The following is a 15731-nucleotide window of genomic DNA, read 5'->3' on the forward strand; positions in this document are numbered from 1 at the left end:
TTCACACTTTGGAAAGTACGGAAGCAAATTTTCATTTGCTGATGAGAGGAAGTTTCATACATGCAACAAGATGAGCGGCTGAAAATTTGGATTGAGCAGGGAAATGTCTCTATTTCCCAGCTCTTTTTTCAACATTATAAACAACTGCTGATTTCAGATAGTGACGCCATGGTGATTTTGCATATTATCGCATTTCAAGGAGAAGGAAAACATTTTCCTACTCCGACTGATATTGCGAACCGTATGCAGCAGCAAGAGAAGGATGTAACGGACTCTTTACAACGTTTGATGCAAAAAGGAATTTTTTCGATTGTACAAAGTACGGACGAACATCAAGTTTTGCACGAGCGCTTTTCTTTACTGCCTCTATGGGAACGACTACTAGAAATTATCGCGAAAAATCAGGCGCAGATAACAGAGCAACAGCAACAAAATGATGAAGGGGAAATCTTCTCTTTATTCGAGCAAGAATTCGGACGTTTTCTTTCTCCTATGGAGTGTGAAACAATCGGGATGTGGATCGATAAGGATGGCCACTCGGCTGAAATTATCCGCGCCGCATTGAGGGAAGCCGTACTGGCCCAAAAGATGAGCTTACGCTACATCGACCGCATTTTATTTGAATGGAAAAAGAAAAATGTACGAACGATGAAAGATGTTGAAAGGCAAGTTCAATCGTTCCGTCCTGTCGCGGCTGCTACGGTAACACAGCAGACGACAAAAAAATCTATAAAACGTGTACCTTTCTATAATTGGTTGGAAGAACGAGAATAGGGGATACTATGTTAACAAAAACACAATGGCAAGTCTGCCTGCAAACGTTCGAAGAGATGTTTCCGGATGCTCATTGTGAGCTCGTGCATAAAAATCCGTTCGAGTTACTTATCGCAACGTTATTATCCGCCCAATGCACTGACGTATTGGTGAATCGCGTAACTGCTGATCTATTTCAAAAGTATACGGTCCCGGAAGATTATCTCGGAGTTTCCATTGAGGAATTACAGCAAGACATTCGTTCGATCGGTCTCTACCGCAATAAATCAAAAAATATCCAAGCGCTTAGTGAGATATTGATTGAAGAACATGGCGGGGAAGTGCCGGCGAGTCGCGATGTCATGATGACACTGCCTGGCGTTGGCCGGAAAACTGCAAACGTCGTAGTATCTAACGCATTTGGCGTTCCAGCCTTAGCGGTGGACACGCATGTGGAACGCGTAGCAAAACGGCTCGGCATGAATCGTTGGAAAGACCGTCCCATCGATGTGGAAGAAAAAATCATGCGTTGGACACCGATGGAAAAGTGGACGCAGACGCATCATCAAATTATTTTCTTTGGGCGCTACCATTGCAAAGCACAAAATCCAAACTGTCCGGAATGCCCACTGTTGCATTTGTGCAGGGAAGGTCAGAAAAGGATGAAAGCGAAATGAATCATGAAGAACTCAAAGAGTCAGTAAGACAAACACTCGAGTTGTGGAGCGAACAGAAGCCGAATCTTGAGAAAGCCTACGCAGTGCGGGATGAAAGCCGCATGCTTTTAGTGCAGCCGGCGATTGAACAATTGGAACGGCTAATCGAGCAGAGCGGAACGGAAGAACATCCACATACAAACAGAATTCAGTATGTGTTGGAGCCGAATAATTACACGGAACGCATAGAGTTTATCAAACTTCAAAACACAAGTCATTATGCATTGGTTCAATTGAACATGCTCTACGATGAAGTAAAGAAGAAAGCAGCCCGACTGCGTGTGCGGCGGTAATATATAGGTTCAAAACAAGGAGAAGCTATCACTGAGGGTCAAAATGACTTTCAGAGACAGCTTTTTTCATTGAATGTAGATACGCACTAAAGTGCCGTTAACGAAACCAACCCGATTTCGTGCCTATATTTCAACACCTTGAAACTGATAGACAGCTTTTCCGACACAAAAAAGAGCCGCCCGAAAAGTCAGGTGAAAATGACTTCTCGGGCGGCTTTTATTTAGTTATTGTTAGATTGTGAAGAATTCGGGGTGGATATAGAAGGGTTGGAATCTTGGCCTTGATTCCCTTGCCCTTGGTTGCCCTGATTCCCCTCGTTCCCTTGATTTCCTTGATTCCCTTGGTTGTCTTGATCGTTCGGATTTCCTTGGCCATCTTGATTGCCTTGGTTACCCTGGTTTCCTTGGTTATTTGAGTTGTCTTGGTCGGGATTACCTGGGTTATTTTGATCGGGTTGGCCATCGTTGTCAGAATCACCCTGATCAATGTTTGGATCTTCAAATTCATTGTCTGGATCCTCATCCGGCTCCTCTTCGACGTCCGGCTCATCTGCTCCTTCTAGCAGCAGTTGGGTGGAAGTCGCGCCGCTTGTATAGCCACCCATGCTGGCAGTCACGCTGAATGTATAGGTCTTGCCTAATTCTGCTCCCTGGAAGACTGCTTGGTGATCGGCAGTAGTTGTGATACTTTGCGCTGCGCCTCCGTCAATCGATACGCTAACGTTGAACTCAGGATCTCCAAGATCTTCAAATTCATCTGGAACGTCATAATTCCACTGCAATTCAATGGAATTTGAATCGGCATCAAATTGTGCTGTCAAGTCAGTTGGACTCGGCAATTCAATCTGTTCTGGCACTTCTTGTATGGTAGGAAGTGTTCCCCTGACGAATAATTCCGTCCGCACTAAATTGCTCGGAGTGAACGAACTAGCCAAGGCGAGTGGATTACTGCCTTTGACAATTTTTGCTTCTTCCACTGAGTTTGGCTGTGTGAATCGGTCAGGATTGTTTGCAATGCTGCTCATGACCGTTTTGAATAATTTTTGCGGTACGTGTCGGCCTTTATCATATGTTGTAATTGGCGTTACATAATCCGCATAGCCACCCCATGTGGAGATCGTATACTCCGTCGTGTAGCCTGTGAACCAAGTATCGGGTACGTCTGTGTTTTTCATATTATGCTTTTTCATCGTATCGGCAGAGTAGTTGGTCGTCCCGGTTTTACCTGCGATGTCCATTCCGCTAATTGCAGCGTTTATAGCTGTTCCTTCAGAAGTTAAGACGTCACGCAACATATCTGTAATCATATACGCTGTAGAATCTTTCATCGCCGTCACGGGATCTGGACGAAGATTTTTCTCTGTTTTCCCATCACGTAGCGTGATTTTCGTCACGGCATGTGGTTTCGTGTAAATCCCGCCATTGCCGAATGCAGCATAGGCACCGGCCATTTGCACAGTGGAGAATCCGCCGCCACCGCCCAATGCGTCGCTGGAATTGATCGTGTCATAAGGTAAGCCAAGTGTCTCAGCAAACGCTTTGGCATTTTTTGCTCCGACTTCCTCGAACGTTTTAACGGCAGGAATATTTCTGGAATAGTATAATGCCTCCCGCATTGTCAATGACCCAAGGAATCGTCCGTCTGCATTATTGATGGATTTGTTCGTGCCTTTATATTTATATGGTTCATCTACAACTGTTTGACCTGTAGACCAGCTGAAGTTCTCAATTGCCGGGGCATAAGAGAGAATAGGTTTAATGACTGAACCAGGTTGACGTTTTTGCTCCGCGAAGTTCAAGTTCCGTCCCGCGTACTCACGTCCTCCGCCAACAGCGACAATGGCACCGGTTTTTGTATCCAGCACGGTCATGCCCGCCTGCATTTTTTCCGATTCATAATAACTCGGATCATCGAGGGCGGCTTCTACTGTTTCCTGTACTTTAGGATCGAGTGAGGTTTGTACCGTGATGCCTTCTGCCAATAAATCGGATAGACCAGCTTCCTCTAGCTCATCCAATACGGCGTCTACGTAGGCAGGGTACTTACCATTCGCTTGACGTTCTTCTTCAGGTAATAAAGTGGCTGTGACAGGTATTTTCTTAGCTGCTTCCATCTCTTCTTTTGTGATCTTTTCGTGTCTGTACATAAGTGTCAACACGATGTTTCGGCGCTTCTCCGCACGTTCTGGATGTTTGAACGGATTATAGCCATTCGGATATTGAGGCAATCCTGCAAGCATTGCAGTCTCTTGCAAATCCAATTCATTGAGCTTCTTGCCATAGAAATAGTTTGCTCCTGTACCGAAACCATATCGGTTACCGGACATTAATATTTTATTGAAATACATTTCGAAAATTTCTTCTTTTGAATACTCTCTTTCCAATTTAAACGCAAGCCAAGCTTCTTGAGCTTTTCTTTTTAATGTCTTTTCATCCGTTAAAAATGAGTTTTTGATTACTTGCTGCGTGAGGGTAGAAGCACCTTGGGAACCAAAACCGCTTCGTAAGTTTCCGAGTACTGCTCCGCCTAGACGATAGAAATCCAACCCGTGATGTTTGAAGAAACGGATGTCTTCAGTTGCTAAAATAGCATTTTTCATTTGTTCGGGTATTTCATCATACGGTACATAATCTCGTTTCTCCGCACCAAATTTCAAGAATATATCTCCATCTTTTGTTAGAAAGTTGGACGTGAGCGGATCTTTTAGAAGCTCTTCATCTAAATCAGGTGCTGTACTCGCATAATAGGCGAACAATGAAGCGCCTCCGACTAAGACGGCGAGACCTAGTATGACAACCGCCATTATGATTTTCTTGAACCATCCTTTAGGCGCTTTTTTACGAGGCTTTTTTCTTTGCTTCGCTTCCTCTTGCTTCCTTCTAGCGGTTCTTGAGTTTATATTGTCACTCATGCTTTTTCCTGCCTTTCAATGTCTTGATCTATTCGTTCGCGTTGAAGCCATTGTTCAACGGCTTGTAAGTAATCTAGCCTGGGTTGGTAACCTGTTGAAATCTCAATGGATCGTTCTTTCATTTCCTCCAATGTGATCGACTTTCTTCCGCCGTCTTCCATACGTTTCCATAGAGGGTGAAATTGTTCGAACGGCAATAAGAAGTATCGGTCAAGTGAACTGAAATGAATAATAAAAAAAGCAAGGCCCAATTGATCTATTACGTGCTTCATATGAAGCACTTGATGTGAATGAATATTTTGCAAAGGAAAAGATGTTTTATTCTTTGTCTCTTTCGCTTCGAAATCCACATAGCGGCCTTTATAGACCCCGTTATAGTCTGTAGTGGAAGGTGTGCGGAAATACGCTTCCGTGATGACTGCCGCGCTTCTAGCTGGATATCGGACATTGACTATTTGAATGGGGACCGGCTTTTTATGGATTACCGCCCTTTCATTAGCCAAATAATATTCATTCGTGTCGTTTAGTTCGTCTTCCAATGATTTACCTCGGTTACTGAAGGAGTGGGCAAAGGTTTTCTTTTTTGCTGCTGGTACGGACGGATTATACTTTTTTCCGTTAGGATAACGAATCGCCAATGTGACCACCTCGCGCTCTTAATCATACCATACCCACTACTAGACGAGTTACCAAAAAGAAAGTTTCACAGCAATGTAAAGCTTTGAAAAATAACTTGCGGAATACTTGTTCGTAATAAGTGGAGTAGGGGCTGGCTTTCTGATAAAATATAGATAAGCATAGAGTGATGAAGGAGTTTTAAACAATGAGTTTAGTTGAAGAGACAAAGAGCTTGCTTGCCATTTGTGACGAATGTGAGCAGCGTTTTTATACAATGAGAGAAACCGATCATTCACCGGAGTTTTTTGAAGAAGTGAAACCTTATGCGGACCGCAGCCATCGTGCGATCGCGGATTGGTCTGCGGATATGAAGGTTTGGATCAAGGTCGCGAAACCGCGATATGTTCATGAAGTGCAGATCGATTCATTAAAAGATTCGATGACGCAATTCGTCGTCCAATCTTTTTATAAAGAGACCGGGAAGAAGCGTTTTATCTTATCTATCAATGCTGCGCGCTATACATTGCAGACTGTTTTGAATGCAATGGGCAATGAAACCGGAGAGGGCCGTCCGAATGAATAAACAAAATATACCTGAAACCATTCAACGATTATTTGCTGATCCACGTTTTGGGCCGAATATTTCCTATATCGAAACGTTGAAGGAGCAAGAAGCAAAACTTGCTGAATTTCCGCCTGCTTTGCATCCTTCCATTCGACAAGCGTTGGCGGGAAAAGGTATTTCCCAGCTTTATAGCCATCAAAGGCAAGCGTTCGACGCAGTCAGTGAGGGTAACTCGATTACGGCGATCACTCCGACAGCGTCAGGGAAGTCGCTTTGTTATCATCTGCCCGTGCTGCAATCCATCTTGGATAATCCTTCTTCGCGCGCATTGTATTTATTTCCGACCAAAGCATTGGCGCAAGACCAATTGGCGGATTTGCATGAATTGATCGAAGAGAGCGGGGAGACGATTTTAAGCCATACGTATGATGGGGATACGGCACCAGGATTACGGGCAAAAGTTCGAAAATCCGGGCATATTATTTTGACCAATCCCGATATGCTGCATTCGGCGATCCTGCCTCACCACACGAAATGGATCTCATTGTTTGAGAACTTGAAATATATTGTGGTGGATGAACTTCACACATATAAAGGAGTGTTCGGCAGTCATGTCGCGCATGTGTTGAGGAGATTGCAGCGCATTTGCCGGTTTTATGGCAGTGATCCAATTTTCATTTGTACCTCTGCTACGATTTCAAACGCGAAAGAATTAGCCGAGAACTTAACGAATCGGGAAATGGTGCTCATCGATCAAAACGGCGCACCACGCGGAAAAAAACACTTCGTTTTCTACAATCCGCCGATTGTCCATGATGTCTTTGGCATACGAAGAAGTGCGGTCCTTGAAGTGCGGGATTTAGGCGCATTTCTTTATCAGCAGCATATTCAGACGATTATCTTCGCACGCAGCCGGGTCCGCGTAGAAATGCTCGTTACGTATATGAAAGAACTGACGAAAAAGAAGTTATTTGATGAGACGGTGATGGGGTACCGCGGAGGCTATCTTCCGACGGAGCGCAGAAAAATTGAAAGCGGACTGAAAAACGGTGATATACGCACGGTCGTCAGCACGAACGCTTTAGAGCTTGGAATCGACATCGGTCAGCTGCAGGCCTGTATCATGACGGGATATCCGGGTAATATAGCAAGTGCCCTGCAGCAGGCAGGACGAGCGGGAAGGCGGCAGGAAGACGCGTTAATTATTTATGTAGCGCAATCGATGCCGCTCGATCAATACATTATTAAGCATCCGTCGTATTTGCTGGGTCAACAGCCTGAAGAAATTCATATTCATCCGGATAATATGTTGATTTTAATGGATCACTTGAAATGTGCTTCATTTGAATTGCCGTTTTCTTCAACAGAAACATACGGTGAGTTCGAAGTGCAGGAACTGCTGGCATTTTTGCAGAGCGAAGGCGTGCTAATGCAAACATCGGATAAATGGCACTGGATGACGGATCGTTTTCCAGCAGGAGAAATCAGCTTGCGATCTGCTTCACAGGAAAATGTGGTTATCATCGATCAGTCATTTCCGAAAGAAACCCGGGTCATTGGAGAAATGGATCGTTTCAGCGCGATGACACTTTTGCATGAGGAAGCGATTTATTTGCATCAAGGTACGCAGTATCAAGTGGAGAAGTTGGATTGGGAAGAAAAGAAGGCGTATGTTACTGTCGTGGACGTTGATTATTTCACAGATGCGAATTTAGCGGTGGAATTGAAAGTGATTAGTGAAGATAAGAGGCAGGACGCGGGAGAACGGATGTATGCGTTTGGTGATTTGGCGGTGCTTGCGATCCCGACGATTTTTAAGAAGATTAAGTTTGGGAATAGTCACGACAATATCGGTTCGGGTCCAATATCATTACCTGCAGAGGAACTGCATACCAACGGCACCTGGCTTGCATTCAATGTACCGGAAGGGTGGGAGAAGTCCAATCTGACTGATGCCATGAGTTCGGCAGCCTATGCTATCCAGTCGCTCATTCCTTTATTCGTGAAGTGTGACCGAAACGATATACACGTCGTGCCACAGGTGAAGGCTACGCATACTCAGAAGCCGACTTTCTATATCTACGACAGCTACCCGGGTGGCATCGGACTGAGTGAGAACATCTTCAGCCGTTGGAATGAGCTGCTGACCATGACGGCGGAGCATATTAATGATTGTCGCTGCGAAATTGGCTGTCCAATTTGTATTGGCGCACAGGAAGCGGGACAGACACAAAATAAGTTGAATGCCGAACAGTTGCTAAGAGATTTGGTCAATTAAAAGGGGAGTCGAAGCGTTCACCGCTTCAACTCCTCTTCTTCCATTATTTTATATATCATTTTCCGGTTGATCCCCGTAAGCTTCTCCAATTGACGACCGCTTAACTTCGGATTTTTTCGCAATTCATCCTGCAATACGATCACCCGCTGTTTCTTCAAATCAGGACATTGTTTGTTCGGTGCCAAATGTTTGAACGAACCAAATCGTTCCTGGTCCAGCTTCAAAGTTGAAGGCTGGCTTCCAATCATCTTGCTAAGCGCTTCAAGTGACAATCCTCGATGCTGTGTCAGGGTCTTCTGCGCCAGGGCATAACGCTCACGAGCATTCTCTAAAATTTCCCTTTCCTTTGCTTCCTCCATCGATTCAATACGGATCTTCACATCCACAGTTACTTCCTGTGGCAGCAGAGCATGCAGAATCAACAAATCATCCCCTAGCGTAGCAGAAGGGAATAGGCTGCCGATCAATTTCTGCTGATCAACAGGATCAAGCAGTTCTTCAAAACGGCTAGCTACACCGAAAAACTCTGCAACTGTATCAAAATTCAACTTATCCTTCTGAATCAAATTCCTCTTTCGTTTTCGTTCCTTCAAATCATTCTGTATTTGATGTGCTTGTTTCTCCAATAGACGATGACGTTCATCCAACTTTTCTTTTGACCATTTATCATCCAGATAGAGATCCAGCAGCTTGTCCATCTTGGAATGCACATCTGATTTCATTTTCTCCAACCGTTTTACATCGGCAGCCAGACGTGACAGCTCAGCTTCATCGAAATCAGAGTCGATATACTCAGCAATCTTACTAGTATCGGTCAGGATGTCCTTAACTGCTTTTGTGATGCGGTGCTTGATGCGTTTATCATTAATAGTCGGCTTTACCTGGCATGCACGATAGGTCTCTTCGTTTGAATGCGTCAATACATATAAACCATATCTCTGCGACTTGTCTCTATTGTAAGTGTATTGTTTTTTCACGCTGATTTCTTTCTGACAGGAATCACAAATAATTTTCACATCTCGGAGAAAGTGGGGGTCTGCCGGTTTGCAACGGTATCGCTTACTAAGTTCATTTTGAATTCGTGCATACATCAGCTCAGTGCGCAATGGGGGATAGACGTTAGGTACAGTAATGGTCTCCCCGTTACTAAAAGATTTCTGCAACGTGCCGTGATAGGCAGGATTCTTTAACTTGCTAAGGACTTGCTGGCTTGTCCATTGCTTGCCTTCAGCCGTCTTGCAGATCTTATTTAACTCTCTTGCAATAGCTGTAGCACCGATACTCTTCCGGCTGCTTGCCCCACACTTTGCCTTCCCGGGTCTTTTGACGTTTCCCTCGCATCATTTTCCTTAGTAGATCACGACGGGAACGTTGAGCGAGTAAGTTCTTCAAATCTGATATGAACTCATCATCCTCATTGGCCAAGTCCACCACGCTGCCGGGTTCTGCAATCTTCACACGGTTCTCACGAAGCACACCCTTCAAGTACTCCCACTTGATCGTATCTAGACGGGAGAGCCGGTCCTGTTCGATGCAAAGGACGACATCAATCTTGCCGTCCTCGACCAGATCCAGCATCGCTTCCAAACCGTCCTTGTCCAGTTTGGTTCCACTGTCCACGTCTTTAAAGATATCGACGATGTGCCAGTTTTGGGATTTGGCGTAGCGTGTTAGCTCGATTGTCTGGGCGTTTAGGCTGTAGCGGTCTTCCTGAAGCTTGGTGGATACGCGGATGTAGATGGCTGCTTTCATAATTAGTCACTCCTATTAAGAATGTACGTTCTTTTAACTTTTTAAAAAAGAGCCCTTTAGAAAAGGGCTACGGAAAGAGAACCAAAGTTTGTATATTTAATGTATAATAAGACTAACCTAATAAAGCTAAGGAGGGAATTTTATTGGATCCCAAAAAAGTGATTAACCACAATATAGATGAGATGATGAAACTTGAAAATGAATATCAACAATTAAAAAAAGAAAATCACTTTAAAAAGAAAAAGATTCAAAATTCAATGTCCGTCAAAGCTGCTAGGTTCAATGATAATAGAGATAAACGTGCATCTCATTTTGATTTTATTCGTAATAAATAGCTATTGGAGTTACTAACACATCTCCTTTTTTTATTATATTGAAGTTACCTAAGATAATATCAAGCATCATTGTCGGTATAATATCTAAACTATCGCCATCTAGCATCGGCATGTTCGTTATACCATCATAAACTATTTCCTTCTCCCCTAAAATTCTTACTAGATATCTTATATTTCTATTTTTATCAGTTCGAAATGTTAAAGATTCAACAGACTCACGCAACATATCTTTCTTTAATAATCCAATTTTATCATTGGCTTTAATTACAACTAATCTATCCAATAGATCTGAAGAGAAATCACTCATTTTATTTAATAAGCTAATCGTATTAACTACGTGTTGTGTTTGCTCATGAGTTTCATATACCTTTTCCGCTAATGTTCTTTTATTTTGGTCTTGTGAAGGATTATAAGGCTTAGATACTATTTTTTTAGCTGTCTCATATGACATCCCTGTTTTTTTAACATCATCAAGCATCATATTTTCTAGAAAGTCAGCATTTAATGACTTTTTAATTAGATTAAAATCATAAAAACGATATTTAGATTCGCCAAGATGTAAGTCGCTTTCTTTAAGTTTTCCATTCTCAGTTAATAAGTCGTTCTCTGTCAGTTTCTTAATCAATAAATCTAATGAGTAATCATGAAAGGCTTTATTCAAAATATCTTTTTGGCCTTCTAAAATAGTTTTAGAATAATTGTTAGCTTCCTCCCCGCTGTTTCCCAAGTTAGTACCTAAGCTGAATTCGCCGCCAGGCAACATACCTGTACTAACTTTGACTCCTGCAGTAATGCCAGACTCTTTACCTCTAGTTGTCTGAATTTCTTCACTTTCAGTTTCTTCTCCTGAGTTTTCCAACGTGAAACTATGAACTAATCCCTCGTCTAATTGCGCTAATAAAGAGTTCATAATCTCAGTATCTAAGTAAATAATCTCTTTCATTTTTAATTACCTCCAATTATTATGCAAATTTATTTCGTATTAGAAAACACTTACAATTTGAAATATGAAATGTTAATTCTCAATCCACTCCACCGTCCCTAACTTCCCACCAGCCGCGGCAAGCCCGTCCACCCGATGCATGAATATCAATTCCATCCGATAGGCTGCAAACTTGCAAACTCATCCTAACCAGGAAGTAGTCGGCTACTTCTGAAATGACGATGGGCTGATCGAAGGCGGCCATTCGTTTTGCCTGGCTCTCGCATTTGCTGAGGGCGTATGGATCGGCGCTGAGTTGTGTTTGGTGACGGGCGTACAGGTGGCAGAATTCTTCTACAAGCAGCAGCTTCTTCTCGATGGCGTTCAATCCCTCTTTTAGAAAGATGGTGCCCCGCCTACTGCGTTTGCCTGGCAGGGAGCAGGCTTTGAGATGATGAATTGTGTCGTACTGGATGAACGGCTCGGTAAATGGCTTGTCCACCGGCAGTATGCGGATGCCGTAGCGCCAGCAGATGTCATACATGTCGATCTCATCCGGGTATGTATAATGAAAATGGGAGAGGACCTTGTCGGCCCGTTCCTCCCAGTAGTCTGTGTGTTGTCTGAGTTGCACGAAATCACAACCTTATTTCTTGAGTTTCCAACCGCCTAATATTCTTGGTGTTGCAAGGTCGGATCCATAGCTATCTACGAAATATACAGACACCAGATCCTCGTATTTACCAGAGTTGTTCACTAGGTTCATAACCAATTCCCCAATTTGATCTACGAACCTTTCTTTTTCATGATCTGGCGAGTAGTACCAGGCGTCACTTATTACTACGTTGACGATATCCCAATTACCTTGCCTTGGCTTCACGTCCAGGATGATTCCACCACCCAATTCTTTCATTTCAGCAATTGCCTGATTAAAAGATTTATCTTGCTCAGTCTTAACTGCTTCTACAGAAGGATAGGGTACAGTGACTGTTTCGAAAACAGCATTTTTACCACCTAGCTGATTTTCGGAGGCAAGGTCTCCGGTCATTTTGTTTCCTGTTTCACCATAGATATTTTTAATATCTTCAGGCTGCGGATGCTCGTCCAAATTGAAACGGAACATAGCGTTCGCTGCAAAATGGGCAGGTTTCCAATCGGCAGGAATATCGAATGAAGTTTCCGCAATGCCATCTTTCACTTTTACAAAACCGCTCTTATGATTCAAGTTACCGTCTATCAAAGATACTTCCAATAAGCTTCCGTCCGGTATGTTGGTATCAATTTCAACTTGTATTTTTCCTTTTCCGGCAGTTGCTTTTACAGTACCTTTTACATTAAGTTGCTCTTTTTTCTTTTTCTCAGCAGCTTGTTTCTTATTTTCTATGTCCGCTTTTTCAGCAGCCACTTTTTTTGCAACCTCATCTTTTGAAGCTTTTTCTTTCTTTTCGTCATCTTCTTTTTTGCTATCTACAGCAATTTTTTCTTTGCTGTTCGCAGTTTCTTCTGCAGGTGGAAGTATTGATCCTGCAATCAAGATTGTCATGAAGCCTATACCCGTAGCAATGCCCACCTTCTTTTTAGGCCTTTTTCTAAAGAAAGCAATAATCAGCATGACCAGACCGATTAGAAATGTAAATGCACCAATTACAGCCAAGAATTCTCCCACTCTAATCCCCCCTAGTTAACTCGACTCACATGTACAACTTAGTGATATATTCCCATGTCTTATGTAAAAATAAATACGGTTAAAAACCGTGGTAGTACCAGGTATTTAATTTTCTAATTCCCCAAACTCATTCCTGTAATCTTCATCATCGTCTTCCAAAAACATCTGCCTTATCTTATAAAGCTTAATCAATTCTTTCACTTTCTTCTCTGGGTCAGAGGCCATGTCATGAAATATAACAGGATACTTTTTCAGTTCATTGAAAAGTTTCACTTCTTCTACAGAAAGAATTATCTCTTGACCAACAGCAATGACGTCTTCATTTGAAAATTTATTGTTGGTTAGTCCATGTAAGTACTCTGTAGAACAAGTTAAAGCTAAAGCCAATCGTGCCACATCATCATGATTAGGATCACTATAGCCTCTTTCCCAATTTGAAATAACTTGAGAAGAAACATTTACCAGGCTACCTAAATTAGTTTGTGTTAGCTTCGATTGTTTTCTTTTGGTTTTGATTCTTTCACCTATACTTATAGTAATCACCTTTTGAAATAATTGAATTACCAAAATAATAACAGTAACTAACGGAAATAGATATAGAACTAACGGAATATGAGGATAAAGTATTTATAATTTTTAGTTATAACAGAGAACGTTAGTTTGGAAGCTAAGAAAATAATATATGTAAACTTAGGAGAGATAAGAATTGTTGAAGGGATAAATATAGTAGATATGATAACCCAAGTAGCTTATGTGTCACAGGCGGAATGCCTTTGTGAGTATGGTTGTGTCAGATCTGTATCGCGCATAGGAAACAGGGGAGATGAATAATAAGAGTCGAGGGGAGGGACTTTTGAAAGAGTTGACGGGATAAAAGTAGAAGTGGAAGCCGATCTGATGACGGCTACCACTTCTTTTTTAATAAAGTTGAAAGGTATTCCCGCTCCATTCTTTATTCGATTCATTTTGTAATTCAAATCTCAATCAAAAACGAAAGGATCATCGGTCTTCTTTTCGTTCGCTCAAATAATAAACTCTCCACTGATTTCTTTACACTCTGTCTGATAGCCGTTCGTTTACTGCCATGTATCGAGCTCAAATTAGTGACCGTTGTTTTAACAATTTCATTGACTTCTTTAATGAGTTCCTTCGCATCGGGTTCATAAACAAAGCCTCGCGAGATGGTATCTGGTTCGGAAATTAGTTGACCATCCGTTTTACTAACCGTGATAACAATGATGAGCATCCCTTCTTCTGACAGGACTCTTCGGTCACGCAGCACAATATTTCGCACATCTCCTACACCTAATCCGTCAACAAACACACGGCCAGCGTGAACTCTTCGTGTTTGATATGCCTTAGTATGATCGACATCTACGACATCTCCGTTGTTGATAATAAAAATATTTTCTCGATCTACGCCAACAGATTCGGCCAGTTGCTTATGCTTATAGAGCATTCTATATTCTCCGTGAATGGGAATGAAATACTTCGGTTTCATCAGTGTAAGCATGAGCTTCAGTTCTTCTTGGTTTGCATGGCCGGAAACATGCATACCGGTTGAAGCGCCTGACCCATAAATTACATTTGCTTTCAGAAGATATAAATTATCGATAATCCGTGAAACATTCTTCTCGTTACCCGGGATAGGGGATGAAGCTAAAATAACGGTATCGTCTGGAAGTATTTCCACGTGTCTGAAATTGGAACTCGACAACCGCGACAAAGCTGCCATCGGTTCACCTTGACTGCCGGTGCACAAAACGGCGACTTTTTCAGGGTCCATTTTACCTATCTCGTATGGTTCGATCAACATATCGTCAGGGATTCTCAAATGCCCAAGTTCCGTGGCAACGCTTACCACATTTATCATGCTTCTGCCTAGTAAAGCGAGTTTTCTACCCGTTTTTTGTGCTGCATCGACGACCTGCTGAACACGGTGTACATTGGATGCGAACGTAGAGATAAAAACTTTTTTCTGTGCCTTTCGGAATTCTTCTTCAATATGTCCTCCGACCGTTATTTCCGAAGGGTTAAATCCAGGGCGCTCCGCATTGGTGCTTTCAGACAGTAATACGAGCACACCGTTTTTTCCGATTTCCGCCATCTTGTGAATGTCTGGCGCATCATTATTCACAGGGGTTAAATCAAACTTAAAATCCCCAGTATGAACAACTGCCCCAATAGGTGTATGGAAAACGATTCCTACACAATCGGGAATACTATGATTTGTCCTGAAAAACGAAATGTCCACGTTTCCGAATGATAACTTAGATGCTGCGTGGAAGATTGTTAATTCCGTATGACGAAGCAAACCATGTTCCTTCAATTTAAGGTTTATTAACCCAGCTGTTAATTCCGTTGCATACACGGGGATATTCAGCTGCTTTAAGAAATAGGGGATGCCTCCAATATGATCTTCATGTCCGTGTGTAATGATAAGAGCTCTGACTTTGTCTTTATTTTGTTGTAAGTACGTAATATCTTGGATAATCAAATCAATTCCCAGAAGACTTTCGTCAGGAAATTTTGAGCCGCAATCAATAACAAAGATATCATCTTCATATTGCACTACGTACATGTTTTTCCCGATTTCATTAATCCCGCCTAAAGCAAAAATCGACAAAGTATTTTCGAGATTGGTCATTAGTCGTCTCTCCCTATGTTTCATGAATACCTTAAGTATGTCCGTTCATAGGGAATTTATTACTTTCCGACAGAAGACGCCCACTTCAAGGAATGTGTAGGGCGTAGCCCAATGGGTAAGTGGGTGATAAATATCGGTTGGCGCTAGCCAAAGAGTATGTCAGTCGGTTATAATGAGAACGTACATTCTTTTTGGTGGAGGTGAATTTCATGCTGATCCACAAAGCTTATCGGTTTCAAATTCATCCGAACAAAGAACAACGTATTTTAATCGC

General features: G+C 42.4%; 16 protein-coding genes and 1 pseudogene. 7 read left to right on the forward strand and 10 right to left on the reverse strand.

Annotated elements, in window-relative coordinates:
- The first annotated feature begins 60 nt into the window (after positions 1-60).
- From H7J92_RS10000 to H7J92_RS10010, 3 genes are read left to right on the forward strand one after another with little or no spacing between them, the layout of a single operon-like run.
- Positions 61-774, forward strand: coding sequence for a DnaD domain-containing protein (locus H7J92_RS10000; protein WP_221836817.1), 714 nt, complete (start codon positions 61-63; stop codon positions 772-774).
- Positions 775-782: 8 nt separating this feature from the next.
- A complete protein-coding gene (gene nth / locus H7J92_RS10005; protein WP_078816475.1) occupies positions 783-1430 on the forward strand; it encodes an endonuclease III in 648 nt (215 codons plus the stop codon).
- Positions 1427-1762 carry a YpoC family protein gene (locus tag H7J92_RS10010; RefSeq protein ID WP_221836819.1) on the forward strand — a complete coding sequence of 112 codons (336 nt, stop codon included), beginning with the start codon at positions 1427-1429 and terminating at the stop codon, positions 1760-1762. The genes nth and H7J92_RS10010 overlap by 4 nt, the downstream gene beginning before the upstream one ends.
- Positions 1763-1983: 221 nt before the next feature.
- Here the strand turns inward: H7J92_RS10010 and H7J92_RS10015 are convergent, their stop codons facing one another.
- Both H7J92_RS10015 and recU read right to left on the reverse strand, forming a co-directional pair.
- Positions 1984-4674, reverse strand: a complete 2691-nt coding sequence (locus tag H7J92_RS10015; RefSeq protein WP_221836821.1) for a transglycosylase domain-containing protein — start codon at positions 4672-4674, stop codon at positions 1984-1986.
- Positions 4671-5312, reverse strand: a complete 642-nt coding sequence (gene recU, locus H7J92_RS10020; RefSeq protein WP_221836822.1) for a Holliday junction resolvase RecU — start codon at positions 5310-5312, stop codon at positions 4671-4673. Before recU ends, H7J92_RS10015 begins: the two co-directional genes overlap by 4 nt.
- 185 nt (positions 5313-5497) lie before the next feature.
- On the opposite strand from recU, the gene H7J92_RS10025 reads away from it, so the two are divergent.
- Together H7J92_RS10025 and H7J92_RS10030 are read left to right on the forward strand one after the other, a co-directional pair.
- Positions 5498-5875: a YppE family protein gene (locus H7J92_RS10025; RefSeq protein WP_221836823.1), complete on the forward strand. Its 378-nt coding sequence runs from the start codon at positions 5498-5500 to the stop codon at positions 5873-5875.
- Positions 5868-8135 carry a DEAD/DEAH box helicase gene (locus H7J92_RS10030; RefSeq protein WP_221836824.1) on the forward strand — a complete coding sequence of 756 codons (2268 nt, stop codon included), beginning with the start codon at positions 5868-5870 and terminating at the stop codon, positions 8133-8135. The genes H7J92_RS10025 and H7J92_RS10030 overlap by 8 nt, the downstream gene beginning before the upstream one ends.
- Before the next feature lie 17 nt (positions 8136-8152).
- Here H7J92_RS10030 and H7J92_RS10035 read toward each other — a convergent pair whose 3' ends face one another.
- The 3 genes and pseudogenes from H7J92_RS10035 to H7J92_RS10040 all read right to left on the reverse strand — a co-directional run bounded on the left by H7J92_RS10035 (position 8153) and on the right by H7J92_RS10040 (position 9887).
- On the reverse strand, positions 8153-9112 hold the full coding sequence (locus tag H7J92_RS10035) for a hypothetical protein (protein ID WP_246602775.1): 960 nt from the start codon (positions 9110-9112) through the stop codon (positions 8153-8155).
- 138 nt (positions 9113-9250) lie between these two features.
- Positions 9251-9415 (reverse strand): annotated as a pseudogene (locus H7J92_RS18060) (recombinase family protein); the annotation flags it as partial.
- Positions 9381-9887 (reverse strand): recombinase family protein, encoded by a 507-nt coding sequence (locus H7J92_RS10040; protein WP_221836825.1) that lies wholly within the window; start codon positions 9885-9887, stop codon positions 9381-9383. The pseudogene H7J92_RS18060 and the gene H7J92_RS10040, both read right to left, overlap by 35 nt.
- 143 nt (positions 9888-10030) lie before the next feature.
- On the opposite strand from H7J92_RS10040, the gene H7J92_RS10045 reads away from it, so the two are divergent.
- Positions 10031-10222, forward strand: a complete 192-nt coding sequence (locus H7J92_RS10045; RefSeq protein ID WP_078816481.1) for a hypothetical protein — start codon at positions 10031-10033, stop codon at positions 10220-10222.
- Here the strand turns inward: H7J92_RS10045 and H7J92_RS10050 are convergent.
- From H7J92_RS10050 to H7J92_RS10070, 5 genes are all read right to left on the reverse strand, one after another.
- Positions 10206-11165: a DUF6414 family protein gene (locus H7J92_RS10050; RefSeq protein ID WP_078816482.1), complete on the reverse strand. Its 960-nt coding sequence runs from the start codon at positions 11163-11165 to the stop codon at positions 10206-10208. The two genes, H7J92_RS10045 and H7J92_RS10050, sit on opposite strands and share 17 nt — an antisense overlap.
- 79 nt (positions 11166-11244) lie before the next feature.
- Positions 11245-11778, reverse strand: coding sequence for a hypothetical protein (locus H7J92_RS10055; protein WP_221836826.1), 534 nt, complete (start codon positions 11776-11778; stop codon positions 11245-11247).
- Positions 11779-11790: 12 nt separating this feature from the next.
- Positions 11791-12810 carry a ZIP family metal transporter gene (locus tag H7J92_RS10060; RefSeq protein ID WP_221836827.1) on the reverse strand — a complete coding sequence of 340 codons (1020 nt, stop codon included), beginning with the start codon at positions 12808-12810 and terminating at the stop codon, positions 11791-11793.
- 105 nt (positions 12811-12915) lie between these two features.
- On the reverse strand, positions 12916-13377 hold the full coding sequence (locus H7J92_RS10065) for a helix-turn-helix domain-containing protein (RefSeq protein ID WP_245799410.1): 462 nt from the start codon (positions 13375-13377) through the stop codon (positions 12916-12918).
- 406 nt (positions 13378-13783) lie between these two features.
- Positions 13784-15457, reverse strand: coding sequence for a ribonuclease J (locus tag H7J92_RS10070; protein ID WP_221836830.1), 1674 nt, complete (start codon positions 15455-15457; stop codon positions 13784-13786).
- A gap of 209 nt (positions 15458-15666) precedes the next feature.
- Here H7J92_RS10070 and H7J92_RS18065 point away from each other — a divergent pair.
- A partial coding sequence (locus H7J92_RS18065; protein WP_221836836.1) for a helix-turn-helix domain-containing protein occupies positions 15667-15731 on the forward strand: 65 nt, incomplete at its 3' end.

Source organism: Sporosarcina aquimarina, from assembly GCF_019748715.1.
Classification (GTDB): Bacteria; Bacillota; Bacilli; order Bacillales_A; family Planococcaceae; genus Sporosarcina; species Sporosarcina newyorkensis.